We start from the raw sequence: 24,750 nt of genomic DNA on the forward strand, positions 1-24,750 counted from the left end.
CGGACACACCGCAGGGCAACACCGGTGTAACACCGTGTGCCTACCGTCGCGCACATGACCGCATCCGCCCTGCTCGTCCCCCTTGCGCCCGCCGCCCTCGGCGTCCTCACGGCCCGGATCGTCGTAGCCGGCGGCCGGGCGGCCGACCGCGCCGCGTTCGTCGCGGCCGTCGGCGGGGCGGGCGTCCGGCAGGGCCAGGGGGTCGTCCTGGACCTGTGCGCGGCGCGGCACGCGGTGCCGTCGGCGCCGGACCTGGCCGGGGCGCTCGGCGCGGTCGTGCTGGCCGACCCCCGGTGGCCGGGTCCCGCCCGGACGGTCCTCGACGCCTGCGAGGACGCCGGCGTGGCCGTCGCCGTCGCGGTCGCCGACGGCTTCCCGCACGACGCTCTCCGCGCGGCCCTCGACCTGGACGAGGCGGTGCCGCTCGTGCCCTGCGTCCCGGCCGACCCGGGGTCGGCCCGCGCGGTGCTCCGCGCGCTGTTGCGCGCGGGCGTCGTCGCGACGGTCTGAGCCGCGCCGCCCCCGCGGGTCAGGAGAGGGCGCGGGACAGGAGATCGGCGACGGCGTCGGGGTCGATGCGGTCGCCGGTGAGGTGGTAGAGGTTCTCGTGGTAGAGCAGGATCGTGGCGAAGGTCGCGGCGGCGATCTCCAGCCGGGCGGTGTCGCCCCGCGCGCCGGGCAGCGCGGCCTCCAGCGCGCGGCGGGCCAGGCTGACGAGTTCGCGGTTGAGCCCCCCGAGCCGGTCGCGGACGCTGCGGTGGGTGTCGGCCTCCCGGAACAGGATGCGGCGCATCCGGGGCGAGGCGCGCAGCGGCAGGCGGGCGGCGACGCGGCGCAGCGCCCCGGCCGGGTCGGCGGCCTCGGAGTCGGGGGCGTAGGCGTCCTCGATGGCGGTCCGCTCGTCGACGAGGGTGACCAGCACGTCCATCTTCTGCGGGAAGTAGTGGAAGACCAGGCCCTTGGGCACCGCGGCGACCTCCGCTATCCGCGCGGTGGAGGTGCCGTCGTAGCCGGTCTCGGCGAACAGCTCCTCGGCCGCGTCGAGGATCCGTGTGCGTGAGTCGCTCAAGACCGCCCCCAGGTCGCAAGGACGTGGTCCCCGGCGGGCGCCGGGGACCACGTGGTGTCGCTCGGTTCAGCTCGCGGCGGCCCGCGCCGGCGCCGCGTACGTGGCGTACAGCCCGACGATAACCGTGACGGCTCCGGCGATCCATGCCGTCCAGGCGGCACCGTCGTCACCTGTGAACTGCCACGCCCAGGGCGCGACGAAGAGCAGTACCGCGAACGCCGTCACGGTCCACTCGCTGGGGCCCGCCCTGCCGAGCAGGCCGAACAGCCCGGTGAGCGCCAGCAGCGCGCCGAGCACGATGAGGGGTTCGCGTCCCGCGCCGTCGGACCACAGGTCCGGCGCGAGCACCGCCGCGAGTCCGGCCACGAGGGCCACCGCGGCCTGGTAGGAGAACTTCACCGACATTCCACAACCTCCAGGGGTATTCCGGACTTCCTCGTCCACCCCTGAGAATCCTCCGATTGACCGTCCGGTCAATCAGCCTTCGGGGCGACGAAGCCCTGGCGCCGAGGTGAGGTCGGCCTTACTCCGCTGGACGATCACCGCGCCGGCCTGCTAGGCCCCGTCGGGGCTCACCGCAGGCCGTCGCGCGCCCGGCCGTAGCCGACGGCGAAGCCCACCACGACGGCGAGGGAACCCAGAAGCAGGGGGAGGTAGGGCACCTCGGAGGAGCCGATCAGGATGAAGGACTCGCCTCGGCTGATGATGAGGACCCCGGTAGCGGTGAGGGCGAGGTGGACGGTCGCGGCGAGGGGCCAGCGGACGGACCGGGTGAGGAGACCCGCGCCGAGCAGTGCGGCGAAGACGAGGACCGAGGGCATGAGGAAGCCGAGCCGAGCCAGGCCGGAGGCGTTCGGGACGAAGGCCGGCAGGACCGCCACTGCGAGCTGGAGAAGCGGCAGCACCAGCAGTGCCCACGGCCATCCGCGAGTGGGGATCCCTCGCTTGCGCGCTGCGGCGAGGACCGCGAGGAGAACGAAGAGGACGGCCCAGCGTCCGGCGCTCGCCGGGAGCAGCCGGGAGTCGAGCGGCCCGTCGGCCAGATGGGTGACCAGGAGTTCGCCCGCGCAGGTCGCGACGCCGGACGCCAGGGCGACGACGGCCTTGCCCCGCAGGAGCGCGACGACGAGGACGGCCCATGCGGCGACCGCCAGATAGGAGGCCGGGTGGTTCAGCACGAACACCAGCCGCGGTACGGAGGCCATCCGGTCGAGCAGCAGGTACAACAGGAGGCCGAGGTGGAGGCCGTCGATCCACGGGGAAAGGCCGGACCTGCCGGACAGCCTGGTGCGGAGGCCCGCGGTGGTGAGGGCGAGGGCCTCGCGAGAGGAGAAGCGGCCGCCGGTCTCGGCGAGGGTGGCGAGGAGTTCGGGGCCGTGCTGGGCGCGGTAGGCGCGGGGATAGCAGCGCAGGAGGTGGCGGTAGATCGGGGACACGGGAGTGGGGGTCCTTTGCTCGGGGGCGGAACGCGGGAGGTCAGGCGGGGGAGGTGAAGGGCGCGGGACCGCGGCGGAGGACGACGCGGGCGGCGGCCTCCAGGCGGGCGGCCTCGGCGTGCAGGGCGGCCGTGCCCTCGCCGGTGAGCCGGAAATAGCGGCGGGGGCGGCCGCTGACGGTCTCCTCGCGGTCGAGGGCGATCAGGCCGCGGTCGGCGAGCCGGTCGAGCGCGCCGTACAGGGTGCCGACGGCGAGGCGGACCCGGCCGCCGGAGTCGGTCTCGGCGCGTTTGATGATGGCGTAGCCGTGCAGGGGGCCGTCCTGGAGGGCGGCCAGGACGTGGTATGTCGGCTCGCTCAGGGGCGCTGGTCTCATACTTCGGCACTCTATACATCGAGCAACGAAGTATGGGGGGTTTTCGGGAGAACGCGCGCTCGGCGCTGAAACATGGACCGTCTAGGCTGGTTCGCGCGGGCCTCCGCTCAGCTCGAATGAGCGGAGGCCCGTCCAGCGCCCGGAGACGGGGGAGGGCCCCGCTCCGCCCAGCTCGAATGGGCGGAGAAGGACCCTCGTCTCAGGTGAGGCGGTGGGAGCGGTTACGGGGTGACGCCGAGGACCCGGGTCATGGCGCCGCCGGAGGCCGCGCCGTTCAGGGCGAAGACACCGCTGGTGACGGTGGCGTTGCCCGGGCACACGAAGCTGCCCGCGGTCTTGGGCAGGACCTTGCCGGTCAGGTCGACCTGGGCCTGGGCCGCGGCGTTCGGGCGGCTCGTGTTGTCGGGGTTGTAGCCGGGCGCCGACAGGGTGCCGGTGATGCCGTGGGTGCGGCTCACCCCGAACACGGTCGCCTTGATGGAGAACCCGGTCAGGCTGATGGTGCCGGTCGCGGGCGGGGCGCCGCCGTAGGTCACGGCGCCGGCCCACGGCAGGCCCTGCGGGGCGATCGACGAGGCGAGGCCGGAACGGCCGCCGACCGACGGCCCGGTCATGCTGAGCGCGCCCGCGGAGGTGACCGTGCCGCTGAGTGTGACCGCCGTGCAGGTGGTCGTGCCCGCGAGGACGGCCGAGACCGTCATCGGCGACAGCATAAGTGAGTACTTGCCGGATTCGCCTTCCCTGGTAAGTGATAACTTTCACGAAATCCCAGGTCGGGTGTTTCCCATGATGTTCAAGGGGGGTGAAGGGCTCATGTGACTGCTGGGATCCCTTCGGTGGTCCGATCCGGCCGGGCGATCGGTGCGGGATGACGGTTCCGCACTGATATATGAAAAAAGGATTCTGTCCGGCATCCGTCGGCGGGCTTCCAGAATGGCGGTTCGCCGGGAAGCATGAAAAAGGGCCCGCCTCCGCCCAGCTCGAATGGGCGGAGACGGACCCGGTCGCCCTTATGCCCGCCGGATCACGGCGTCATGCCGAGGCGGACCACGGTGCTGCCGCTCAGACCGGTCAGGTCGTACACGCCGGTGGTGATCGTGGCGCTCGACGGGCACAGGAAGATGCCCGCGGTCTTCGGGATGGTGATCCCCGAGAGGGTGACCTTCGCCTGGCCGGCGCCGACGGGGTTGCTCGCCGGCGCGGTGATGTTCGCACCGTAGGTGCAGTTCACGCCGAGGACGGTCGCCCGCATCGAGAAGCCGTTCAGCGTGACGGTGCCGTCGGTCGGCGTCCCGGTGTAGTTGACCGCTCCGGTCCAGTTGAGACCCAGCGGGGTGATGGCCGAGGCGGTGCCGGAACAGCCCGTCACGCTCGCCGAGCTGATCGTCAGCGCGCCGGCGCTCGTCACGGTGCCGCCCAGGGTGGAGCTGGTGCAGGTGGTGGTGCCGCCGCCGGAGATGACGAGGCTGCCGCTGAGCGCGGCCTTGGCGGTGCCCGAGTAGGCCGTGCCGGTGTCCCAGTTGATGACCGTGCCGACCGCGTGCGCCGGGGTGGACACCACCGCGGCCGCGAGGGCCGCGGCTCCCATGAGGCCGACGGCCTTCTGGATCCTTGCCATTTGACATCTCCTTTTCTCGTTGTGATGTCACTGAGGATTAAAGGAGCCGCTGCGGGGCCGGTCAATGGATGTGTCAAACGGCATATTGGCCGGATTGTGACACGGGTAACACGCCGTTAATTGTTTGTGTGACAGGGAGCACGGATCTTCGTGGTCTTGTCACCGGAAAACAAAAATGCCGGTCCGTTGAAATCGGACCGGCACTTCTGGTGACCGACGGCTCACAGGTCGAGGTGCCACCACTGGGCGATCACGTCATCGCCGAACAGCCGCTCGGGACCCTCCGACTCGATCTGGAATCCCGCCTTGACGTACAGGTGGCGGGACGCGTCCAGGCCCGCGACCGTCCACAGGACCATCTCCCGGTATCCGGCCGCGCGGGCGAAGTCCAGGCAGGCGTCGACGAGCCGCCCCCCGATCCCGAGGCCGCGCGCCTTCTCCTCCAGCAGGAGCAGGCGCAGTTGGGCGACCTCGCCCGGCCGGTCGGCCTTGACGCAGAAGACGCTGCCGACGGGCTCCCCGTCCACCTCGGCGATCCAAGCGCGCTCCCGTACGGGGTCGTGCCGCTCGCCGTAGGCCGCGGTGATCCTTGCGATGAGGGTCTCGTACGTCGTGTCCCAGCCCAGGGCGGCGTGGTAGTACACGGCGTGCCGCCAGGTGACCCAGCCGAGGTCGCCGGGACGCAGACCGCGAAGGGAGACGACGGGGGCCGTGGTGTTCTGCTCGTTCACCTGCCCAGTCAATCAAATCCCTCAGCGGAACCTGATGCGCTCCACCCGGTCGGCCTCGGCCCGGTCCAGCACCATGGCCGACGCGGCGACGGTGAGCCGCCCGTGCCGGGCCCGCTCCAGCACCTCGCGCCAGCGCCGCACCTGCCGCGCGAACGTGACCGGGGTCACGGTCCTGCCCCGCTTGTGCTGCCCTTCGAGGGCGATCTCCGGCGGGACGTCCAGGAGGATCACATGGGTCTCGTGCCCGGCGCGGGCGGCGAGCCGGGCGAAGGCGCGGGTCAGCAGCGGCCAGGTGCCGCGGGTGTGCGCGACCACCGCCCGCCCGGCCAGGACGGCCCGGCCGATCCGCCACACGTGCAGCGCGTAGACGAAGGGGATGCGCGCCCGCGCCGGAACCGGCCGGAGGTACGGCGCGCACGTGTTCCGCGCCTGGCGCGAGTCGATCACGAGGGCGCCGTCCGCCTCGACCGGCGTGCGCTCGTCGTCGGTGAGCCCGTAGATCCGGCGCAGCAGCGTGCTCTTGCCCGCGCCGGGCAGCCCGGCCACCAGGACCAGCGATCCCCGCGGGAACACCAGCTCCCGCCGTTCCTCTGGCATACGCCTCGATCCCGGTTCAGACTGTGACGAAATCCCATCATGCCGCACACAGGTCCAACTCCCGGAGCCCCCACGCCGTTCCCCGCCGAAGACATGGCGAAGATCAGGGGCGCCGCGTCACCAGCCGCGTTCGCGCCAGTGCGGGACGGACGGGCGCTCGCGGCCGAGCGTGGAGTCCTTGCCGTGGCCCGGATAGAACCAGGTCTCGTCCGGCAGTACCTCGAACACCCGTTCGGTGACGTCGGTGAGGAGCCGGTCGAAGAGCTTGGCGTCGCCCCAGGTGTTCCCGACGCCGCCGGGGAACAGGCTGTCTCCGGTGAACAGGTGCGGCCGCGCGGGGGCTCGCAGCAGCAGGGCGATCGAGCCCGGAGTGTGGCCGCGCAGGTGGATGACCTCGAGGGCGTGCTCGCCCAGCGTGATCGTGTCGCCGTGCTCGACCGGCTCGGTGACCGGGACGGGCAGCGGCTCGGCGTCGTGCGGGTGCGCGGTCACCGCGGCGCTGGTGGCGCGGGCGACCTCCGCGAGCGCCTGCCAGTGGTCCTGGTGGCGGTGGGTGGTGACGATCCGGTTCAGCGGCCGGTCGCCGATCAGCTCGAGCAGCCGGTCGGCCTCCGCCGCGGCGTCGATGAGCAGCTGCTCGCCAGAGGCGGTGTCCCGCAGCAGGTAGGCGTTGTTGTCGTACGGGCCGACGGCGAGCTTCGCCACGGTCAGGCCGGGCAGCAGCTCCCGGATGTCGGCGGGACCGCCGACGGCGACGTCTCCGGTGTAGCTCATGCCTTGCTCCCATCGGTGGCGGCCGGATACGGCCAGGGTGGTACGGGGGCGTGCGGCGAAGGACTCCTGCCCGTCACCCAGCCCAGCAGTTCTGACGCCGGAGCGCGCAGCCCGGGACCCGGCCCGCCCAGCTCCACGGCGAGGTCGGGGTCCGTGGCGGTGATCCGGGAGTACGGCACGGCGCCGCGCAGCATCGGCAGGGACTCCGTCAGCTCCCAGCGCAGATAGGACCGCGGCCAGTCTTCTACGGTGTAGCCCGCGGCGAGGTCGACATGGTGGACCTCGACCTCGCGCCAGCGCCGGTACAGCGTGTACCAGGCCGGATGCGACCAGCCCCCCAGAGCCGCCACGGGGGCGTCCCAGCGGTCGTCGGGCAGCGCGCGGGCCAGCGCGTGCAGCCGCGCCGCGGACTCCCGCACGTCGGCGACGAGCACCGCGTGCGGCAGGTGCGCGCCCGCCTCGATCTCCGTCTCGCGGGCCTCGGCGCTCGGGTACTGCGGGGTGACGACGCCGGTGGCCGCCCACTCCAGCAGCCGGGAGTAGGAGTCGGCGTTGCGCGCCACGTGCCGCGCGACATGGCCGCGCGTCCAGCCCTCCAGCGGTGACGGCGCGCGCAGCGCGGGCTCGTCGAGTCCTGCCAGGGTCCGTTCCAGCCGCTCCTGGGAGGCGACGACCTCCCCGAGCACGGCGCGCCAGTCGTGCATGCCCATATCCTCGCGCACCGCGGTGACGTCCCGGACACCAGGAGGGGCCGGAGCGGTGGCCGTGCGAAGACCCGCAGGCCAGACGATCCGCAGGCCAGACGATCCGCCCTTTTCGAGGTCGATGTCCGAAGACCGCCGGAGACTGTCAGTGGCCCGGCCTAGCCTTGGGGTGTGCAGTCTTTCGGGTGGACCCTGCTCCAGACGCCGATCGGTCCGCTTCTGCTCGCGGAGACCGAGACGGGACTCGTCGCCGTGCGCTTCCACGCGCACGACCCGGCGCGGGAGGTCGCGGTCCTCGCCGAACGCCTCGGCCGCGCGCCGGCGCGCGGCGGCGCACGGGAGGCGTCCGCGCAGCTCTCCGCCTATTTCGCCGAGGACCTCACCGAGTTCGGCCTGCCGCTGGACTGGCGGCTCGTCACCGGCTTCTCCCGGCACGTCCTGCGCGAGCTGGACGCCTCGGTCCCGTACGGCCAGGTGATCTCCTACGGCGACCTCGCCGAGCGCGCGGGCTCGCCCGACGCGGCCCGTGCCGTCGGCGCCGCCATGGGCGCCAATCCGCTGCCCGTCGTCGTCCCCTGCCACCGCGTCGTCGGCGGCGGCGGCCTGGGCGGCTTCGGCGGCGGCCGCGCCACCAAGGAGGCACTCCTCTCCCTGGAAGGCTCCCTGCCGGCGCCCCTCTTCTGACGTCGGGGCCCGCCGGTCAGGGCGTCGTCGCGGCGGAGCGTTCGACGACCTTGGGCGCCCGCGCGGGCAGGTCCGCGGCCGCGGCGAAGGCGAGGGCGGTGTGGGCCATCGCCCGCAGGTTGACGCCCAGAGCCGTGGTGTTGAGGTTGTCCAGGGTGTCGCAGGCGCGGTGGTAGCAGGCGTCGTAGGGCTGTCCCGCGGTACCGCCGAACCTGGCGGCCTCGGCCTCGGTCTTGCGGCCCTCGGCGCCGGTGAACAGGCCGCCCGACGGGATGCCCCGGGCGATGAACGGGCCGTAGTCGGACCGTCCGGTGAAGTCGCTGCCCTGGTGCGGCAGGCCCGCGGTGTCGAAGTAGTCGGCGTAGACCTGCTCGATGCGGCCCGAGCCCTCCGGCCCCGGGCCCTCGCCCGTGCGGTCGGAGTCGTCGCCGTCGTAGATGCCGTAGACGTGGTTGGGCGAGGCGATCATGTCGTGGTTGAGGTAGACCCGGATCTTCGCGCGCTCCGCGGCGCTCAGCGCGTCCACATAGTGCGCGGAGCCGAGCAGGCCGAGCTCCTCCGCGCCCCACCAGGCGAACCGCAGCCGGTTGCGGGCCGGCTGCTCCCGCGCGTACCTGGCCACCTCGAGGAGCGCGGCCGCGCCCGAGCCGTTGTCGTTGATGCCGGGACCCTCGGGCACGCTGTCGAAGTGCGCGCCCACCATGACGACGCGGTCGGCGGCGCCCTGGTCGGTCTCGGCCAGCACGTTCCAGGTGGTCCGCCGGCTGCTCGTCGTCGCGGTGACGATCCGGGCGGTAGTGCCCGGCGCCGCGAGGTCCCCGCCGACGGCCGCGGACGCGCCGAGGACCGGGACGGTGACCTTCCCGGGCTCGCCGAGGGTGCCGGAGACGGCGTCGGTGTGCTTCGCGCCGCCGTCGTTGAAGATCACCACGGCCGCCGCGCCCGCGTCCTGGGCGTGCTTCGCCTTGGTGTGGAACGGGCAGGTGCCGCGCCGCAGCAGCGCGATCTCGCCGCGGCCGAACCCTGCGAAGTCGGCGGTCTCGCAGCCCGAGGTGCTCGCCTTGCCTGCGGCGGGCGCCTCGGCGTCGACGGCCCGCACCGGGGCGGTCACGTCGCCGGAACCCGAGTACGTCATCGTCGTGAAATCCCCGGCGACCGCGGCGTCCGTGCCGGTCGGGGTGTAGGTCAGCTCGGCGGGGCCGGTCCGGATCAACTCGGCGGGCTTGTCCTCGCGGAAGTACGGGACGTCGAACTCCTGCACGACCGGCCGGTACCCGGCCTCGCGGAGCTGCTCGATGAGGTAGTCGCGGGAGGCGGCGTATCCGGGCGTGCCCGCCGCGCGGGTGCCGCCGTGGGCGTCGGCGATCCGGGCGAGCGCCTTCAGATGCGCCCGCACCGTGTCCACCCGGACCGCCCCCGCGGCGGAGAGCACCGGGTCGCCGCGCTGCGCGCACGCCGCGGAAGGCGCCGCGGAGAGAGTCACGGCGACGGCGGCGGCGGCCAGCGCCCGGCGGCGTCGGGGCAACTGCATCTGAGACTCCTCGCGTCCCTCCCCGGCCGGTGGACACGCCGCACCGGTGGGCGGACTCCCCCGTGGACCCGCCCTGGCCGGGTGGCGCAGGCCGCGCGCGGCGGCCGGGCCGTCAACCGAGGATCTTCGCCAGGTACTGCCCGGTGTGGCTGCCGTCAACCGCCGCGACATCCTCCGGCGTGCCGGTGGCGACCACGGTGCCGCCGCGCGAACCGCCCTCGGGACCCATGTCGACGATCCAGTCCGCGGTCTTGATGACATCGAGGTTGTGCTCGATCACCAGGACCGTGTTGCCCTTGTCGACCAGGCTGTTGAGCACGCCGAGGAGCTTGCGGATGTCCTCGAAGTGCAGGCCGGTGGTCGGCTCGTCCAGGACGTAGATCGTGCGCCCGGTGGAGCGCCGCTGGAGCTCCGAGGCGAGCTTGACGCGCTGGGCCTCGCCGCCCGAGAGGGTCGGCGCGGGCTGGCCGAGCCGCACGTATCCCAGGCCCACGTCGTTCAGGGTCTTCATGTGCCGGTGGATCGCGGTGATCGGCTCGAAGAACTCGACCGCCTCCTCGATCGGCATGTCCAGCACGTCGGCGATGGTCTTGCCCTTGTAGTGGACCTCCAGGGTCTCCCGGTTGTACCGGGCCCCGTGGCAGACCTCGCACGGCACGTAGACGTCCGGCAGGAAGTTCATCTCGATCTTGATGGTGCCGTCGCCCGCGCAGTTCTCGCAGCGGCCGCCCTTGATGTTGAAGGAGAACCTGCCCGGCTGGTATCCGCGCACCTTGGCCTCGGTGGTCGAGGCGAACAGCTTGCGCACGTGGTCGAACACGCCGGTGTAGGTCGCCGGGTTGGACCGCGGGGTCCGGCCGATCGGCGACTGGTCGACGTGCACGACCTTGTCGAGCTGGTCGAGGCCGGTGACGCGCTTGTGCTTGCCCGGCACCGTCTTGGCGTTGTGCAGGTCCCTGGCCAGGGCGTTGTACAGGATGTCGTTGACCAGGGTGGACTTGCCCGAGCCGGACACGCCGGTGACCGCGGTGAACACCCCGAGCGGGAACGCGACGTCCACGTTCTGGAGGTTGTTGGCGGTGGCGCCCTTGACGGAGATCTCGCGGCCCTTGGTCCGGGGCCGGCGGAGCGCCGGGACCTCGATCGAGCGCCTGCCGGAGACGTACTGGCCCGTCAGGGACTCCTCGGACTCCAGGAGGTCCTGGACCGTGCCGGACACCACGACGTTGCCGCCGTGCTCGCCCGCGCCCGGACCGATGTCGACGACCCAGTCGGCGGCCTGGATGGTGTCCTCGTCGTGCTCGACGACGATGAGGGTGTTGCCGATGTCGCGCAGCCGCAGCAGGGTCTCCAGCAGCCGGGCGTTGTCGCGCTGGTGCAGGCCGATCGACGGCTCGTCCAGCACGTACAGCACGCCGACCAGGCCGGAGCCGATCTGGGTGGCCAGCCTGATCCGCTGCGCCTCGCCGCCCGCGAGGGTGGCCGACGGGCGGTCCAGGCTGAGGTAGTCGAGGCCGACGTCCAGCAGGAAGCCCAGCCGGGAGTTGACCTCCTTGAGCACCTGCTCGGCGATCTGCGCGTCGCGCTGGTCCAGCTCCATGGCGCGCAGGAACGCCGCGGCGTTGGAGATGGGCAGCGCGGCGACCTCGGCGATCGAGCGGCCGGCGACCTTGACGGCGAGGATCAGCGGCTTCAGCCGGGCGCCCTGGCACGAGGGGCACGGGATCTCCCGCATGTAGCCCTCGAACCGCTCGCGGCTGGTGTCGCTCTCGGCCTCGGCGTGCCGCCGCTGTACCCAGGGGATGACGCCCTCGTACTCGGTGTAGTAGGAGCGCTTGCGGCCGTACCGGTTGCTGTAGGAGACGTGCACCTGGGTGGCATGCCCGAACAGGATCGCCTTGCGGGCCTTGGCCGGGATCCGCTTCCACGGCTCGTCGAGGGAGAACTCCAGGGCGGCGCCGAGGCCGTCGAGCAGGCGCAGGAAGTATTCGCTGGCGTGGCCCGCCGACCAGGGGGACAGGGCGCCCTCTTCGAGTGACTTGTCCTCGTCCGGGACGATCAGCTCGGGGTCGACCTCCATCCGGGTGCCCAGGCCCGCGCAGTCCGGGCAGGCGCCGTAGGGGGAGTTGAACGAGAAGGAGCGCGGCTCCAGCTCCTCGAAGGACAGGTCGTCGTACGGGCAGTACAGGTGCTCGGAGTACATGCGCTCGCGGCCCGGGTCGTCCTCGGGGAGGTCGACGAAGTCCAGCACGAGGGTGCCGCCCGCCAGCGCGAGGCCGGTCTCGACGGAGTCGGCGAGCCGGCGGCGCGCGGACTCCTTGACCGAGAGCCGGTCGACGATGACGGAGATGTCGTGCTTCTCCTGCTTCTTGAGCGTCGGCGGGTCGTCCAGCCGGATCGCCGTGCCGTCGACCAGCGCGCGAGAGAAGCCCTTGGCCTGGAGCTCCTTGAACAGCTCCAGGTATTCGCCCTTGCGGCCGCGGATCACCGGCGCCAGCACCTGGAAGCGGGTGCCCTCGGGCAGCTCCAGCACGCGGTCCACGATCTGCTGCGGGCTCTGCCGGGCGATCGGGCGCGCGCACTCGGGGCAGTGCGGCTTGCCGATCCGCGCGTACAGCAGGCGCAGGTAGTCGTAGACCTCGGTGATCGTGCCGACGGTCGAGCGCGGGTTCTTCGAGGTGGACTTCTGGTCGATCGAGACGGCCGGGGACAGGCCCTCGATGAAGTCCACGTTCGGCTTGTCCATCTGGCCCAGGAACTGGCGCGCGTAAGCCGACAGGGACTCCACGTACCGGCGCTGGCCCTCGGCGAAGATCGTGTCGAACGCCAGGCTCGACTTGCCCGAGCCGGACAGGCCGGTGAACACGATCATGGCGTCGCGCGGAAGGTCCAGCGAGACGTCCTTGAGGTTGTGCTCGCGCGCGCCGGATACGACGAGTCGATCATGCACGGTGTGTTTCCCCAGATCATCGGTGGTGCGGGCGCCGAACGAAGTGGCCCGATTCAGGCTAACCACGGGGAGTGACATTTTCGTCCCCGCGGGCGGTGCGCCACCCGTCACCGTACACGTGTTCGAACCGCGGTCGCCACCGAACCGCGCATGTTCGTGTCCCCGCAAGGTCGCTTCCGGCGGCACAATGGCGCGGTGGACGACGGAGTGGCGATGCTCGCGGTGATCGTGATCTTCATGCTGGCGACGGTCGTGGCCGTCGGCATCGGGGACCGGATACGGCGGCCTTATCCCGTCCTCGTGAGCGTCATCGGGCTGGCCGTCGCCTTCACCCCCCTGCCCACCCTCCAGATCCCGCCCGACCTGATCCTCCCGCTCTTCCTCCCGCCGCTGATCTACGCCACCGCGCAGCGCACGTCCTGGCGGCTGCTGATCTCCCGGCGCCGCACGATCTTCTGGCTCGCCGGGGTGCTCGTCCTGCTCACCGTGGCGGCGTCGGCGGCCACGACGTACTGGGCGATCGGCGGCGTCAGCATCGCCGCCGCGGTCGCGCTCGGCGCGGCGGTCGCGCCGCCCGACCCGGTCGCGGCCGAGGCCGTCGCCGGGCCGCTGGACCTTCCGCGCCGGGTGATCACCGTGCTCCAGACCGAGGGCCTGTGCAACGACGCCACGGCCTTCGTGGTGTTCGGCGTGGCGATCTCGGCGGTGGAGACCGGCCAGTACTCGCTGCCTTCCGCGGTCCTGTTGTTCGCCTGGGAGGTCATCGCGGCCATCGGCATCGGGTTCGGCCTCGGCTGGATCGCGACCTGGCTGCAGAACCGCCTGGACAACGTGACGGCCCGCAGCGCCCTCACCCTGGTCTTCCCCTTCGCCACCTACCTGACGGCCGACGCCTTCCACGCCTCGGGCGTGCTCGCCGTCGTCGCCGTCAGCCTCTACATCGGGCAGACCGGCGCCGACGAGGCGGGCGTCAACGACAGGCTCACCACGAACGCCTTCTGGGACACCCTGGAGATGCTGATCACCGGCCTCGCCTTCGGCCTCATCGGGCTGGAACTGCGCGAGGTGTGGCCCGGCGCGGACAGGCTCCCGGCCTACGCGCTGCACGCGGCGATCATCTGCGCGGTCGTCATCGCGCTGCGCTTCGCCTGGATGATGTCCGTCGGCGCCTTCATGCGCAGGTTCGGCACCTACGGGTACCGCGAGGGCTATCAGGACGACGTGGCCAGGGACTGGCGCGACGACTTCATCCTCGCCTTCTGCGGGTTCCGGGGACTGGCCACGCTGGCCCTGGCCCTCGCCCTCCCCGCGACGACCCCCCACCGCGCCGAACTCCTCTTCGTCGCCTTCATGGTGATCCTGGTGACGCTCGTCGTGCCCGGCCTGGTGATGCCCTGGATCGTCAAGGCCCTCGGCGTGCGCAAGGAGGCGGAGGTGGAGGAGGAGGCGATCCAGGACCTCGCCTACCGCGCCTCCCGGGCCGCCCTCCGACGCCTCCGCCAGCTCGACTCGGACGAGGACTTGCCTACCGAGGTCGTCCAGCGGCTCCGCTACACCCAGCGCCAACTCGTCGCCGAACTGTGCGACGTCGTCCCCGAAGACCTCCAGGAGGGCTTCGAGCAGCGCAGGATGCACCGCGAGATCCGCAACCGCGTGGAGGCCCAGATGCTCGAGGCCTCCCGCGCCGAGGTGCTCCTCGCCCGCACCGAACCCGGCGTGGACCCCGAGGCCGCCGATCAGGTGCTGCGCCGGCTCGACCTGAAGAGCGCCCACCTCCTGTAGGCCGGGTGTCCTTCGTCCCGGCCGGTCCCCGGGTGTCTCAGACGGACGCGATGGATTCCAGGTGGGCGCGGAGTCTTTCGCGGACGGTGTCGGTGGACAGCTGGTCGGGATAGAGGAGGAGGTGGAGCGTGAAGCCGTCGATGAGGGCGTGGAGGCGGTCCACTTCGGCGGAGGGCGCGCCGATGTAGGGGAGGAGCTGGGCGAGGAAGCCGCGGAGGTCCCGCTGGACGCGGTGGGTGAGGGCGTCCAGGGCGGGGTCGAGGCGGGCGCGGATGACGAAGCCGAACCAGACCTCGGCCTCGATGCGGCGGGCCTCGTCGAGGGGGATCATCTGCTCGCAGTAGGCCTGCACGATCTCGACCGGGGTGCCCGGGACGTCGAGGGTGGCGATGCGCGCCGCGAACCTGTCGCCGACCAGGGCGAGCGCGGAGGCGACGAGGTCGGACTGGTCGGGGAAGTAGTGCCGCAGCGCCCCGGGGGAGCACCCCGCCTCGGCGGCGACGTTCCGGACGGAGACGGCGTCCACGCCGTCGCGCGAGACGACGCGCCAGAGCGCTTCGGTGAGCTGCCTGCGGCGGGCGACGTGGTCGACGATTTTCGGCACCCCTTTTTTATAACACAGTCGTGTTGTATCGTGGGGATCTCACACACCCGTATGAAAAAAGCGAGGGATCATGCTGGTCGCCCTGGTCATCGGCGCCGAGATCGCCTTCTGGGTCCTGCTCGGGCTCGGCCTGCTCGTCCGCTACGGCCTGCGCAGGCGCCGGCTGGGCGGCGCCCTGCTCCTCGGCACCCCGCTCGTCGACCTCGCCCTGCTCACGATCACCGCGCTCGACCTCGAGCGGGGCGGGCAGGCCACCGGCGCGCACGGCCTCGCCGCGATCTACCTCGGCGTGTCGGTCGGCTTCGGCCACCAGATCATCGGCCGGATGGACGCCTGGGCCGCCCACCGCTGGGACGGCGCCCCCGCCCCGGCGCGCAAGCCCAAGCACGGAAGGCCGCACGCCGCCTACGAGCGCCGCCAGTTCGCCCGACACGTGCTGGCGTGGGCCGTCGGCAGCGGCCTGCTCATGGCCGCCGTCCGGTACGTCGGCGACGCCGACCGCACCGGCCCGCTCCTGCACCTCGCCACGGTCTGGACGGTCGTCCTGGTGATCGACGCCTTCGTCTCGCTCAGCTACACCTTCTCGCCGAGGCCCGAGCCCGAGGGCGCGCCGGGCAGGACGCCGCAGGAGACGGCCTGACCTGCGACGCCCGCCCTACGCCGGGGTAGGGCGCGACCATCCCGGAACGTCACCCATGATGGTCCCCATGTCCGAGAAACTCAGCCGCCGGGCAGCGCTCGGCACCTTCGGTGCGGCAGGACTGGCGGGCATCACCGCCTGCGGAGCGGAGTCCGCCGGCCGCGACACGCCCCCGAACCTCGTCGGCAAGGAACTGGCGAAGGCCGCCGACGTCCCCGTGGGCGGTGGCAAGATCGTCGGCGAGTACAAGGTCTTCGTCGTCCAGCCCACCGAGGGCGTCTTCAAGGCGTTCAGCTCGGTGTGCACCCACCAGGGCTGCGGGGTGGGCGCGCCGCGCGACGGCAAGGTCTCCTGCCCGTGCCACGGCAGCGAGTTCGACGCCTTCACCGGAGCCGTCACCCACCCCCCGGCCAAGGCCGCCCTCCGCGAGTACGCCGTAGAGGTCAAGAACGGCGGCATCGTCGCCGTCTGACCGCCCCGCATTTCCGCAGGGCGCCGCCGGGCGCGGCCCCGCACGTGATCGGGCGCCCCGGGTCCGCCCCGTGGGCCCCGGGGGCCGGAGGCGCGGTCCCGGGATCCCAAGCGCCCGATCACCGCGCGACGAAGGAGCGCGGAGGATTAGTCTGGCGGTGTGGCAGATCCCGCGTCCTACAGGCCCGCCCCCGGCGCGATTCCGGAATCGCCGGGGGTCTACCGGTTCCGTGATGAGCACGGCCGGGTCATCTACGTGGGCAAGGCCAAGAACCTCCGGTCCCGGCTGAGCTCCTACTTCGCCGACCACGCCGGGCTGCATCCGCGCACCCAGGGCATGGTCACCACGGCGGCGTCCGTCACCTGGACGGTCGTCGGCACCGAGGTCGAGGCGCTCCAGCTGGAGTACTCCTGGATCAAGGAGTACGACCCGCGCTTCAACGTCAGGTACCGCGACGACAAGTCCTACCCGTACCTCGCGCTGACCATGAACGAGGACTACCCGCGCGTCATGGTCATGCGGGGGGCCAAGCGCAAGGGCGTCCGCTACTTCGGCCCCTACTCCCACGCCTGGGCGATCCGCGAGACCGTCGACCTCCTGCTGCGCGTCTTCCCGGTGCGCACGTGCAGCGCCGGGGTCTTCAAGAGGCACGGCCAGATCGGCCGCCCCTGCCTGCTGGGCTACATCGGCAAGTGCTCGGCGCCGTGCGTCGGCCGGGTCGACGAGGAGGAGCACCGCGCGCTCGCCGAGGACTTCAGCGCCTTCATGGCCGGCGACACCGGCCGGTTCATGAAGCGGCTGGAGCGCGAGATGCTCGCCGCCGCCGACGCCGAGGAGTACGAGACCGCGGCCCGCCGCCGCGACGACATCCGCGCGCTGGAGCGGGCGCTGGAGAAGCAGGCGGTCGTGCTGTCCGACAGCACCGACTGCGACGTGATCGCCTTCGCCCGCGACGAGCTCGAGGCCGCCGTCCAGGTCTTCTACGTGCGCGGCGGCCGGATCCGCGGCCAGCGCGGCTGGGTCGTCGACCTCGTGGAGGAGCGCACCACCGGCGAGCTGGTCGAGGACTTCCTCATCCAGGCCTATGGCGACGGCGACTCGGTGCCGCGCGAGGTCCTGGTGCCCGAGGCCCCGCCGGACGAAGAGGCGATGAACGAGCTGCTCAGCGAGGCGCGCGGCGCCCAGGTCCGGGTCCGGGTGCCCAAGCGCGGCGACAAGAAGGACCTGCTCGGCACCGTCGCGCGCAACGCGCACGAGGCGCTCAAGCAGCACAAGACCCGCCGGGCGGGCGACCTCACCGCGCGCAGCCGCGCCCTCCAGGAGCTCCAGGACACCCTGGAGCTGGACCAGGCCCCGCTGCGCATCGAGTGCTTCGACGTCTCCAACCTCCAGGGCACCAACGTCGTCGCCTCGATGGTGGTGTTCGAGGACGGCCTGCCGCGCAAGTCCGAGTACCGCAGGTTCACCATCAAGACCGTGCAGGGCCAGGACGACGTGCGCTCGATCCACGAGGTCATCACACGCAGGTTCAAGCGGTACCTCGCCGAGAGCCAGAAGGCCGGGGAGCTGTCGCCGGAGGGCATCGCGGGGGAGGACGCCGAGGGCCTGCTGTCGTCCTACGGGTTCGGCGGCGACGACGAGGGCGCCCGCCGCCCGCTGGATCCCGAGACGGGCCGCCCCCGCAAGTTCGCCTACCCGCCGAACCTGCTGGTGATCGACGGCGGCCCGCCCCAGGTGGCCGCCGCCCAGCGCGCGCTCGACGAGCTGGGCATCGACGACATCGCGGTCTGCGGCCTCGCCAAGCGGCTGGAGGAGGTCTGGCTCCCCTCCGATCCCGACCCGGTGATCCTCCCGCGCACGAGCGAGGGCCTCTACCTGCTCCAGCGGGTCCGCGACGAGGCGCACAGGTTCGCCATCAACTTCCACCGGGCCAAGCGGTCCAAGGCCATGACGGCGAGCGAGCTGGACGGCGTCCCGGGCCTCGGCCCGGCCCGCCGCACCGCGCTGCTCAAGCACTTCGGCTCGGTCCAGCGGCTGAAGAAGGCGACGCCCGAGCAGATCGCGGAAGTCCCCGGCATCGGGTTGAGCACGGCACAGTCCATCGCGGCGGCACTCCAGGGGGGAACCACCACATGACACAGCACGTCCCCGACATCGTGATCGTGACCGGCATGTCGGGCGCCGGGCGCAGCACCGCGGCCAAGGCGCTGGAGGACCTCGACTGGTTCGTGGTCGACAACCTCCCGCCCGGTCTGCTGGCGACCATGGCCGACCTCGGCGGACGCGTCCAGGACGCCGTCCCGCGCATCGCCGTCGTGGTCGACGTGCGCAGCCGCGCGTTCACCTCCGACCTGCACTCGGCCATCGGGGAGCTGGAGGCGCGCGGCACCCATCCGCGCGTGGTCTTCCTGGAGGCGAGCGACGACGCCCTGGTGCGCAGGTTCGAGAGCGTCCGCCGCCCGCACCCGCTCCAGGCCGACGGCCGGATCCCCGACGGCATCGCCCGCGAGCGCGCCCAGCTCCTGGAGATCCGCGCCGCGGCCGACCTCGTCATCGACACCACGAACCTGAACGTGCACCAGCTGCGCGCCAAGGTCGTCGACGCGTTCGGCGACACCGGCGGCGAGTCCAGCCTGCGCGCGACGGTCGTCTCCTTCGGCTACAAGTACGGCCTGCCCGTCGACGCCGACCTCGTGGTCGACTGCCGGTTCCTGCCCAACCCGCACTGGGTGCCGGAGCTGCGCCCGCAGAACGGGCGGGACGAGGCGGTGCGCGACTACGTCCTCGGCCAGCGCGGCGCCAAGGAGTTCCTCGACTCCTACACCGACGTGCTGCGGCTGCTGATCGAGGGGTACGAGCGCGAAGGCAAGCACTACGTCACGCTCGCAGTGGGGTGCACCGGGGGGAAGCACCGCAGCGTGGCGATGGCCGAGCAGTTCGGCCAAAGACTCAGAGACGAGGGAGTGGACGTCCAGGTGGCCCACCGAGACCTCGGCAGGGAGTAAGTGAAGAACCCCGGTGTGGTCGCCCTCGGGGGCGGCCACGGTCTTTACGCGTCGCTGTCCGCCCTGCGCAGGGTCACCGACAGGCTGACCGCCGTCGTCACCGTCGCCGACGACGGCGGCTCCTCCGGCAGGCTCCGCCGCGAGCTCGGCGTCCTCCCGCCCGGCGACCTCCGGATGGCGCTCGCCGCGCTCTGCGGCGACGACCAGTGGGGCCGCACCTGGAGCGAGGTGGTCCAGCACAGGTTCCGCAGCCAGGGCGACCTGCACGAGCACGCGGTCGGCAACCTCCTCATCGTGGCGCTGTGGGAACTGCTCGGTGACACCGTCGAGGGGCTGGACTGGGTCGGGCGGCTGCTCGGCGCGCAGGGCAGGGTGCTGCCCATGTCCACGGTCCCGCTCGACATCGTCGCCGACGTGCTGGGCGTCGACCCCGACCGGCCGCTGGAGATCACCCGGGTGCGCGGCCAGGTCGAGTGCGCGAGCACCTCGGGCAAGGTGCAGAGCGTCTCCCTCGTGCCGGAGGGCCCCCCGGCCAGCCCGGAGGCGGTGGAGGCCGTCTACGAGGCCGACTGGGTGGTGTTCGGCCCCGGCTCCTGGTTCACCAGCGTCCTGCCGCACCTGAAGGTGCCCGAGCTGCACCGCGCGCTGGTGGAGACCCGCGCCCGCCGCGTCGTCGCGCTCAACCTCGCCCCCCAGCCGGGGGAGACCGACGACTTCTCCCAGCAGGCCCACCTCGACGTCCTGCACGCGCACGCCCCCGACCTGCGGGTGGACGTGGTCCTCGCCGACGCAGGGGTGGTCGAGGACCACGAGGCGCTCGGCAAGTCCGCGCAGCGGCTCGGCGGCGAGCTGCTGCTCGCCGACGTGGCCATGCGGGACGGCTCCCCGCGGCACGATCCCGCCCTGCTGGCCCAAGCTTTCGTACAGATCTTCGCTAGTGGCGCATGATCCCGCGGGAATCCGGGAGACTGGTGCGGACATTCCGACGCGCGGGGTCAGCCGTCTTGTGCTGGCGGGGGGAGAAGAGGTAGCGCATGGCGATGACCGGCGTGGTGAAGGACGAACTGAGCCGGCTGCCCATCATGAAGCCCTGCTGCCGGAAGGCCGAGGTGTCGACGATCCTGCGCTTCGCGGGCGGGTTGCATCTGGTGAGCGGCAGGATCGTGATCGAGGCGGAGCTCGACACCGGGGCCGCCGCGCGCCGACTGCGCAAGGACATCAACGAGGTCTTCGGGCACACGTCGGACGTGATCGTGCTGGCGCCGAGCGGGCTGCGCAAGGGCAACCGGTACGTGGTGCGGGTGATCCGGGACGGTGAGTCCCTGGCCCGGCAGACCGGCCTGATCGACAACAACGGCCGTCCGGTGCGCGGCCTGCCGCGGCACGTGGTGGCGGGGGCCGCCTGCGACGCCGAGTCGGCCTGGCGCGGCGCGTTCCTCGCGCACGGCTCGCTGACGGAGCCGGGCCGCTCGATGTCGATGGAGATCACCTGTCCGGGCCCGGAGGCGGCGCTCGCGCTCGTCGGCGCGGCCCGGCGGCTGAAGATCAACGCCAAGACCCGCGAGGTGCGCGGGGTGGACCGGGTCGTGGTCCGCGACGGCGACGCGATCTCGGCGCTGCTGACCCGGCTCGGCGCGCACGACAGCGTGCTGGCCTGGGAGGAACGGCGGATGCGCCGCGAGGTGCGGGCGACCGCCAACCGGCTGGCCAACTTCGACGACGCCAACCTGCGCCGGTCGGCGCGGGCCGCGGTGGCGGCCGGGGCAAGGGTCGCCAGGGCGATGGAGATACTCGGCGAAGAGGCTCCGGACCACCTGATCGCCGCCGGTAGGCTCCGGTTGGAGCACAAGCAGGCTTCCCTGGAGGAGCTGGGCCAGCTCGCCTCGCCGCCGCTGACCAAGGACGCCATCGCGGGACGGATCCGGCGGCTGCTGGCGATGGCCGACAAGCGGGCGTCCGATCTCGGACTTCCGGGGACCGAGGCGAATCTCACGCCGGACATGCTGGTCCCCTGACCCGCTCCGCCGGGCCCGGACGGCACCGGGGCACAGGCACGCTGCTCACGCCCCTGGTCTAAACCAGACATCTATACCAATTCGGTCTAGACCTCCGGGAACGCGGTCAGGGTGAAGGCGTCACCCCAGGTCCGGGGAGGTGCGTTCACCCCGCCGTTCAGCCCGTACCAGTACCGATCTTGCGCGACCCGTTCGGTAGGGTCGGCGTGGAAACAGGGCGGATGTACCCCGGTCCTGGTTGAAGAAGCAACGCATGAGGAGAGTCGTGACCATCCGAGTAGGCATCAACGGCTTTGGCCGGATCGGCCGCAACTTCTACCGCGCCGTCAAGGCCGGCGGCGCCGACATCGAGATCGTCGCCGTCAACGACCTGACCGACACCGCGACCCTTGCCCACCTGCTCAAGTACGACAGCATCCTCGGCCGCTTCCCCGAGGAAGTGAAGGCGGGCGCGGGCGAGATCATCGTCGGCGGCAAGGCGATCAAGGTCTTCGCGGACCGCGACCCGGCCAACCTGCCCTGGGGCGAGGTCGGCGTCGACATCGTGGTGGAGTCGACCGGCTTCTTCACCGACGCCACCAAGGCCAAGGTGCACGCCGACAACGGCGCCAAGAAGGTCATCATCTCCGCGCCCGCCAAGAACGAGGACATCACGATCGTGATGGGCGCCAACCACGAGCTGTACGACCCGGCGCAGCACACCGTCATCTCCAACGCGTCCTGCACCACCAACTGCCTGGCGCCGCTGGCCAAGGTCCTCAACGACACCTTCGGGGTCGAGAAGGGCCTGATGACCACGATCCACGCCTACACCCAGGACCAGAACCTCCAGGACGCGCCGCACAGCGACCTGCGCCGCGCCCGCGCCGCCGCGCTGAACATCGTCCCCACCTCCACCGGCGCCGCCAAGGCGATCGGCCTGGTCCTGCCCGAGCTCAAGGGCAAGCTCGACGGCTACGCGCTGCGCGTCCCGATCCCCACGGGCTCGGCCACCGACCTCACCGTCGAGCTGGCGCGCGAGACCACCGTGGACGAGGTCAACGCCGCGTTCAAGGCCGCCGCCGAGGGCCCCTTCAAGGGCTTCCTCACCTACACCGAGGACCCGATCGTCTCCTCCGACATCGTGACCGACCCCTCCTCCTGCATCTTCGACGCCGGCCTGACCAAGGTCATCGGCAACCAGGTGAAGGTCGTCGGCTGGTACGACAACGAGTGGGGCTACTCCAACCGCCTCGTCGACCTCGTCAAGCTCGTCGGTTCGAGCCTGTAAGTAGTGCGCACGGAACGGGGCTTTTCACCTGGGTGAAAGGCCCCGCTTCCGTTGCCGTCCGCTTTTCACTCCGGGTGTGAGGGGTTCCATGAAGACTGTCGACGAGCTCGACGTGCGCGGTAAGAAGGTGCTGGTCCGGACGGACCTGAACGTGCCGCTCGACGGCGCGAAGATCACCGATGACGGGCGGATCCGGGCGAGCCTGCCCACGATCCGGCAGCTCGTGGAGAAGGGCGCGCGGGTCGTCGTCGTGGCGCACCTGGGCCGCCCCAAGGGCGAGCCGAAGCCCGAGTTCTCCCTCGGCCCGGTCGCCGGGCGCCTCGCCGAGCTGCTCGGCCAGGGCGTGGCGTTCGCCTCCGACACCGTCGGAGAGTCGGCCAAGGCCGTCGTGGCGGCGCTGGGCGACGGCGAGGTCGCGCTGCTGGAGAACCTGCGGTTCAACGCGGGCGAGACCAGCAAGGACGACGCCGAGCGCGGCGCGTTCGCCGACAGGCTCGCCGCTCTCGCGGACGTCTACGTCGGCGACGGCTTCGGCGCGGTGCACCGCAAGCACGCCTCGGTCTACGACGTGCCCCGCCGCCTCCCGCACGCGGCCGGCGGCCTCATCGCCACCGAGGTCGGCGTGCTGAAGAAGCTCACCAAGGACGTCGCCCGGCCTTATGCGGTCGTGCTCGGCGGCTCCAAGGTCTCCGACAAGCTCGGCGTCATCGACAACCTGCTGGAGACCGCCGACCGCATCCTCATCGGCGGCGGCATGGTCTTCACCTTCCTCAAGGCCCAGGGCCACGAGGTCGGCAAGTCCCTCCTCGAAGAGGACCAGATCCCGGTCGTCCTCGACTACCTCGCGCGCGCCGAGGCCAAGGGCGTCGAGTTCGTCCTGCCCGTCGACATCGTCGCCGCGACCGCCTTCGCCGCGGACGCCGACCACGCCGTCGTCGCCGCGGACGCGATCCCCGCCGACCGGCTCGGCCTGGACATCGGCCCCGAGTCGGGCAAGCTGTTCGCCTCCCGGCTCGCCGACGCCAAGACGGTCTTCTGGAACGGCCCGATGGGCGTGTTCGAGATGGAGCCGTACTCCCACGGCACCCGCGCGGTCGCGCAGGGCCTGCTGGACTCGGCCGCCTTCACCGTCGTCGGCGGCGGCGACTCCGCGGCCGCGGTGCGCACCCTCGGGTTCGACGAGAACGCCTTCTCCCACATCTCCACCGGCGGCGGCGCCAGCCTCGAGTACCTCGAAGGCAAGACCCTGCCCGGTCTCGAAGCTCTGGAGGACTGATCCTTATGGCCCGCAAGCCCCTCATGGCCGGCAACTGGAAGATGCACAACAACCACCTCGAGGCGATCCTGCTCGTGCAGAAGATCTCCTTCGGGCTCAAGGACAAGGACCACGAGGCGGTCGAGGTCGCCGTCCTGCCCCCGTTCACCGACATCCGCTCGGTGCAGACCGTCGTCGACGCCGACAAGCTCAAGCTGGTCTACGGCTCGCAGGACATCTCGGCGCACGACAAGGGCGCCTACACCGGCGAGATCTCCGGCTCGATGCTGGCCAAGCTCGGCTGCACCTTCGCCACCATCGGGCACTCCGAGCGCCGCCAGTACCACGGTGAGGACGACGCCCTGGTCAACGCCAAGACCAAGGCCGCGCTGAAGAACGGGCTGACCCCGATCGTCTGCGTCGGCGAGGGCCTGGACGTCCGCAAGGCGGGCGAGCAGGTGCCCTACACCCTCGCGCAGGTCGACGGGGCCCTGGAGGGCCTGACCGCCGAGCAGGCCAAGACCGTCGTCATCGCCTACGAGCCCGTCTGGGCGATCGGCACCGGCGAGGTCGCGACCCCCGAGGACGCCCAGGAGGTCTGCGGCGCGATCCGGGGCCGGCTGGCCAAGCTCTACGACACCGACGTGGCCGAGTCCGTGCGCGTCCTGTACGGCGGCTCGATGAAGTCCTCGAACGTGGCGGGCATCATGGCCAAGCCGGACGTGGACGGAGGCCTCATCGGCGGCGCGGCGCTCGACGCGGATGAATTCGTCAAGATCTGCCGATACCGGGACCATTCGGCAGTGAGCTGACGCCAAACTTCAACGCCCGTGGGGTAGGTTCAGCTGAACCACCGGCTCGTTCGTCGTACCCTTCATAGCGTTGGGTAAACCGTTCGTCCGTGCCGGACGTCCTATACATTCAAACGAGCCCCGCAGCCGCGGGGCGGCTCAGAAGGCGCTAACCGTGATTCTTGCAACCTCGATCGTGCTGATCATCACGAGCCTGCTCTTGATCGTGCTCGTGCTGCTGCACAAGGGCAAGGGCGGAGGCCTGTCGGACATGTTCGGCGGCGGCATCTCCTCCTCGCTCGGCGGATCATCGGTCGTCGAGCGCAACCTGGACCGTCTCACGATCGCCACCGGAGTGATCTGGTTCGCCGCCATCGTGGTACTCGGCTTTCTGTACAAGGCCAAGGGCCTGTAGATCTGAGCGCAGCAGCGGCTGCAACAAACCT

General features: G+C 71.6%; 26 protein-coding genes. 13 read left to right on the forward strand and 13 right to left on the reverse strand.

The window, feature by feature from the left end:
- The first annotated feature begins 54 nt into the window (after positions 1 to 54).
- Positions 55 to 510 carry a hypothetical protein gene (locus tag EDD29_RS07975; RefSeq protein WP_123663766.1) on the forward strand — a complete coding sequence of 152 codons (456 nt, stop codon included), beginning with the start codon at positions 55 to 57 and terminating at the stop codon, positions 508 to 510.
- A 19-nt stretch (positions 511 to 529) separates the two neighbouring features.
- Here EDD29_RS07975 and EDD29_RS07980 read toward each other — a convergent pair whose 3' ends face one another.
- The 10 genes from EDD29_RS07980 to EDD29_RS08025 form a co-directional block, all read right to left on the reverse strand.
- A complete protein-coding gene (locus tag EDD29_RS07980) occupies positions 530 to 1,069 on the reverse strand; it encodes a TetR/AcrR family transcriptional regulator (RefSeq protein ID WP_246052593.1) in 540 nt (179 codons plus the stop codon).
- Positions 1,070 to 1,135: 66 nt separating this feature from the next.
- The gene (locus tag EDD29_RS07985; RefSeq protein ID WP_123663768.1) at positions 1,136 to 1,474 is read right to left on the reverse strand and encodes an SPW repeat protein; all 339 of its coding nucleotides are present in this window, start codon (positions 1,472 to 1,474) and stop codon (positions 1,136 to 1,138) included.
- A gap of 167 nt (positions 1,475 to 1,641) precedes the next feature.
- Positions 1,642 to 2,505 (reverse strand): hypothetical protein, encoded by an 864-nt coding sequence (locus EDD29_RS07990; RefSeq protein ID WP_123663769.1) that lies wholly within the window; start codon positions 2,503 to 2,505, stop codon positions 1,642 to 1,644.
- Between the two features lie 40 nt (positions 2,506 to 2,545).
- On the reverse strand, positions 2,546 to 2,881 hold the full coding sequence (locus EDD29_RS07995; protein WP_123663770.1) for a PadR family transcriptional regulator: 336 nt from the start codon (positions 2,879 to 2,881) through the stop codon (positions 2,546 to 2,548).
- A 221-nt stretch (positions 2,882 to 3,102) separates the two neighbouring features.
- Positions 3,103 to 3,582: a hypothetical protein gene (locus EDD29_RS08000; RefSeq protein ID WP_148085899.1), complete on the reverse strand. Its 480-nt coding sequence runs from the start codon at positions 3,580 to 3,582 to the stop codon at positions 3,103 to 3,105.
- A gap of 323 nt (positions 3,583 to 3,905) precedes the next feature.
- Complete coding sequence (locus tag EDD29_RS08005; RefSeq protein WP_123663772.1) at positions 3,906 to 4,499, reverse strand: hypothetical protein; 594 nt, start codon at positions 4,497 to 4,499, stop codon at positions 3,906 to 3,908.
- Between the two features lie 221 nt (positions 4,500 to 4,720).
- A complete protein-coding gene (locus tag EDD29_RS08010; protein ID WP_170201318.1) occupies positions 4,721 to 5,230 on the reverse strand; it encodes a GNAT family N-acetyltransferase in 510 nt (169 codons plus the stop codon).
- Positions 5,231 to 5,251: 21 nt separating this feature from the next.
- Entirely contained in the window at positions 5,252 to 5,827 is a 576-nt protein-coding gene (locus EDD29_RS08015) for an AAA family ATPase (RefSeq protein ID WP_123663774.1), read from the reverse strand.
- Positions 5,828 to 5,944: 117 nt separating this feature from the next.
- A complete protein-coding gene (locus EDD29_RS08020; protein ID WP_123663775.1) occupies positions 5,945 to 6,601 on the reverse strand; it encodes an MBL fold metallo-hydrolase in 657 nt (218 codons plus the stop codon).
- Positions 6,598 to 7,305, reverse strand: coding sequence for a maleylpyruvate isomerase family mycothiol-dependent enzyme (locus EDD29_RS08025; RefSeq protein ID WP_170201319.1), 708 nt, complete (start codon positions 7,303 to 7,305; stop codon positions 6,598 to 6,600). Before EDD29_RS08025 ends, EDD29_RS08020 begins: the two co-directional genes overlap by 4 nt.
- Positions 7,306 to 7,476: 171 nt before the next feature.
- Here EDD29_RS08025 and EDD29_RS08030 point away from each other — a divergent pair, with 171 nt between their 5' ends.
- A complete protein-coding gene (locus EDD29_RS08030) occupies positions 7,477 to 7,989 on the forward strand; it encodes a methylated-DNA--[protein]-cysteine S-methyltransferase (RefSeq protein WP_123663777.1) in 513 nt (170 codons plus the stop codon).
- A gap of 16 nt (positions 7,990 to 8,005) precedes the next feature.
- On the opposite strand, the gene EDD29_RS08035 is transcribed toward EDD29_RS08030, so the two are convergent.
- On the reverse strand, positions 8,006 to 9,520 hold the full coding sequence (locus EDD29_RS08035; protein WP_123663778.1) for a M28 family peptidase: 1,515 nt from the start codon (positions 9,518 to 9,520) through the stop codon (positions 8,006 to 8,008).
- Positions 9,521 to 9,632: 112 nt separating this feature from the next.
- Positions 9,633 to 12,470: an excinuclease ABC subunit UvrA gene (gene uvrA / locus EDD29_RS08040; protein ID WP_123663779.1), complete on the reverse strand. Its 2,838-nt coding sequence runs from the start codon at positions 12,468 to 12,470 to the stop codon at positions 9,633 to 9,635.
- 195 nt (positions 12,471 to 12,665) lie between these two features.
- On the opposite strand from uvrA, the gene EDD29_RS08045 reads away from it, so the two are divergent.
- Positions 12,666 to 14,252, forward strand: a complete 1,587-nt coding sequence (locus tag EDD29_RS08045; protein WP_211359599.1) for a cation:proton antiporter — start codon at positions 12,666 to 12,668, stop codon at positions 14,250 to 14,252.
- A gap of 37 nt (positions 14,253 to 14,289) precedes the next feature.
- Here the strand turns inward: EDD29_RS08045 and EDD29_RS08050 are convergent, their stop codons facing one another.
- Positions 14,290 to 14,856 carry a TetR/AcrR family transcriptional regulator gene (locus EDD29_RS08050; RefSeq protein WP_123663781.1) on the reverse strand — a complete coding sequence of 189 codons (567 nt, stop codon included), beginning with the start codon at positions 14,854 to 14,856 and terminating at the stop codon, positions 14,290 to 14,292.
- 70 nt (positions 14,857 to 14,926) lie between these two features.
- Here EDD29_RS08050 and EDD29_RS08055 point away from each other — a divergent pair, with 70 nt between their 5' ends.
- The 10 genes from EDD29_RS08055 to secG all read left to right on the forward strand — a co-directional run bounded on the left by EDD29_RS08055 (position 14,927) and on the right by secG (position 24,719).
- The gene (locus EDD29_RS08055) at positions 14,927 to 15,496 is read left to right on the forward strand and encodes a hypothetical protein (RefSeq protein ID WP_123663782.1); all 570 of its coding nucleotides are present in this window, start codon (positions 14,927 to 14,929) and stop codon (positions 15,494 to 15,496) included.
- Positions 15,497 to 15,563: 67 nt separating this feature from the next.
- Positions 15,564 to 15,968 carry a Rieske (2Fe-2S) protein gene (locus tag EDD29_RS08060; RefSeq protein WP_211359600.1) on the forward strand — a complete coding sequence of 135 codons (405 nt, stop codon included), beginning with the start codon at positions 15,564 to 15,566 and terminating at the stop codon, positions 15,966 to 15,968.
- A 159-nt stretch (positions 15,969 to 16,127) separates the two neighbouring features.
- Entirely contained in the window at positions 16,128 to 18,104 is a 1,977-nt protein-coding gene (gene uvrC, locus EDD29_RS08065) for an excinuclease ABC subunit UvrC (protein WP_123663784.1), read from the forward strand.
- Positions 18,101 to 18,973 (forward strand): RNase adapter RapZ, encoded by an 873-nt coding sequence (gene rapZ, locus EDD29_RS08070; protein WP_123663785.1) that lies wholly within the window; start codon positions 18,101 to 18,103, stop codon positions 18,971 to 18,973. Before uvrC ends, rapZ begins: the two co-directional genes overlap by 4 nt.
- A gap of 15 nt (positions 18,974 to 18,988) precedes the next feature.
- Positions 18,989 to 19,921 (forward strand): gluconeogenesis factor YvcK family protein, encoded by a 933-nt coding sequence (locus EDD29_RS08075; RefSeq protein ID WP_123670344.1) that lies wholly within the window; start codon positions 18,989 to 18,991, stop codon positions 19,919 to 19,921.
- 86 nt (positions 19,922 to 20,007) lie between these two features.
- The gene (whiA, locus tag EDD29_RS08080) at positions 20,008 to 20,988 is read left to right on the forward strand and encodes a DNA-binding protein WhiA (RefSeq protein ID WP_123663786.1); all 981 of its coding nucleotides are present in this window, start codon (positions 20,008 to 20,010) and stop codon (positions 20,986 to 20,988) included.
- Between the two features lie 265 nt (positions 20,989 to 21,253).
- Positions 21,254 to 22,258, forward strand: a complete 1,005-nt coding sequence (gap, locus tag EDD29_RS08085; protein ID WP_123663787.1) for a type I glyceraldehyde-3-phosphate dehydrogenase — start codon at positions 21,254 to 21,256, stop codon at positions 22,256 to 22,258.
- A gap of 88 nt (positions 22,259 to 22,346) precedes the next feature.
- Positions 22,347 to 23,534 (forward strand): phosphoglycerate kinase, encoded by a 1,188-nt coding sequence (locus EDD29_RS08090; RefSeq protein ID WP_123663788.1) that lies wholly within the window; start codon positions 22,347 to 22,349, stop codon positions 23,532 to 23,534.
- Positions 23,535 to 23,539: 5 nt separating this feature from the next.
- Positions 23,540 to 24,325, forward strand: coding sequence for a triose-phosphate isomerase (gene tpiA / locus EDD29_RS08095; protein ID WP_123663789.1), 786 nt, complete (start codon positions 23,540 to 23,542; stop codon positions 24,323 to 24,325).
- Positions 24,326 to 24,479: 154 nt separating this feature from the next.
- Positions 24,480 to 24,719 carry a preprotein translocase subunit SecG gene (gene secG / locus EDD29_RS08100; RefSeq protein WP_123663790.1) on the forward strand — a complete coding sequence of 80 codons (240 nt, stop codon included), beginning with the start codon at positions 24,480 to 24,482 and terminating at the stop codon, positions 24,717 to 24,719.
- Positions 24,720 to 24,750 lie beyond the last annotated feature (31 nt).

This window comes from Actinocorallia herbida (genome assembly GCF_003751225.1).
Lineage (GTDB): Bacteria > Actinomycetota > Actinomycetes > Streptosporangiales > Streptosporangiaceae > Actinocorallia > Actinocorallia herbida.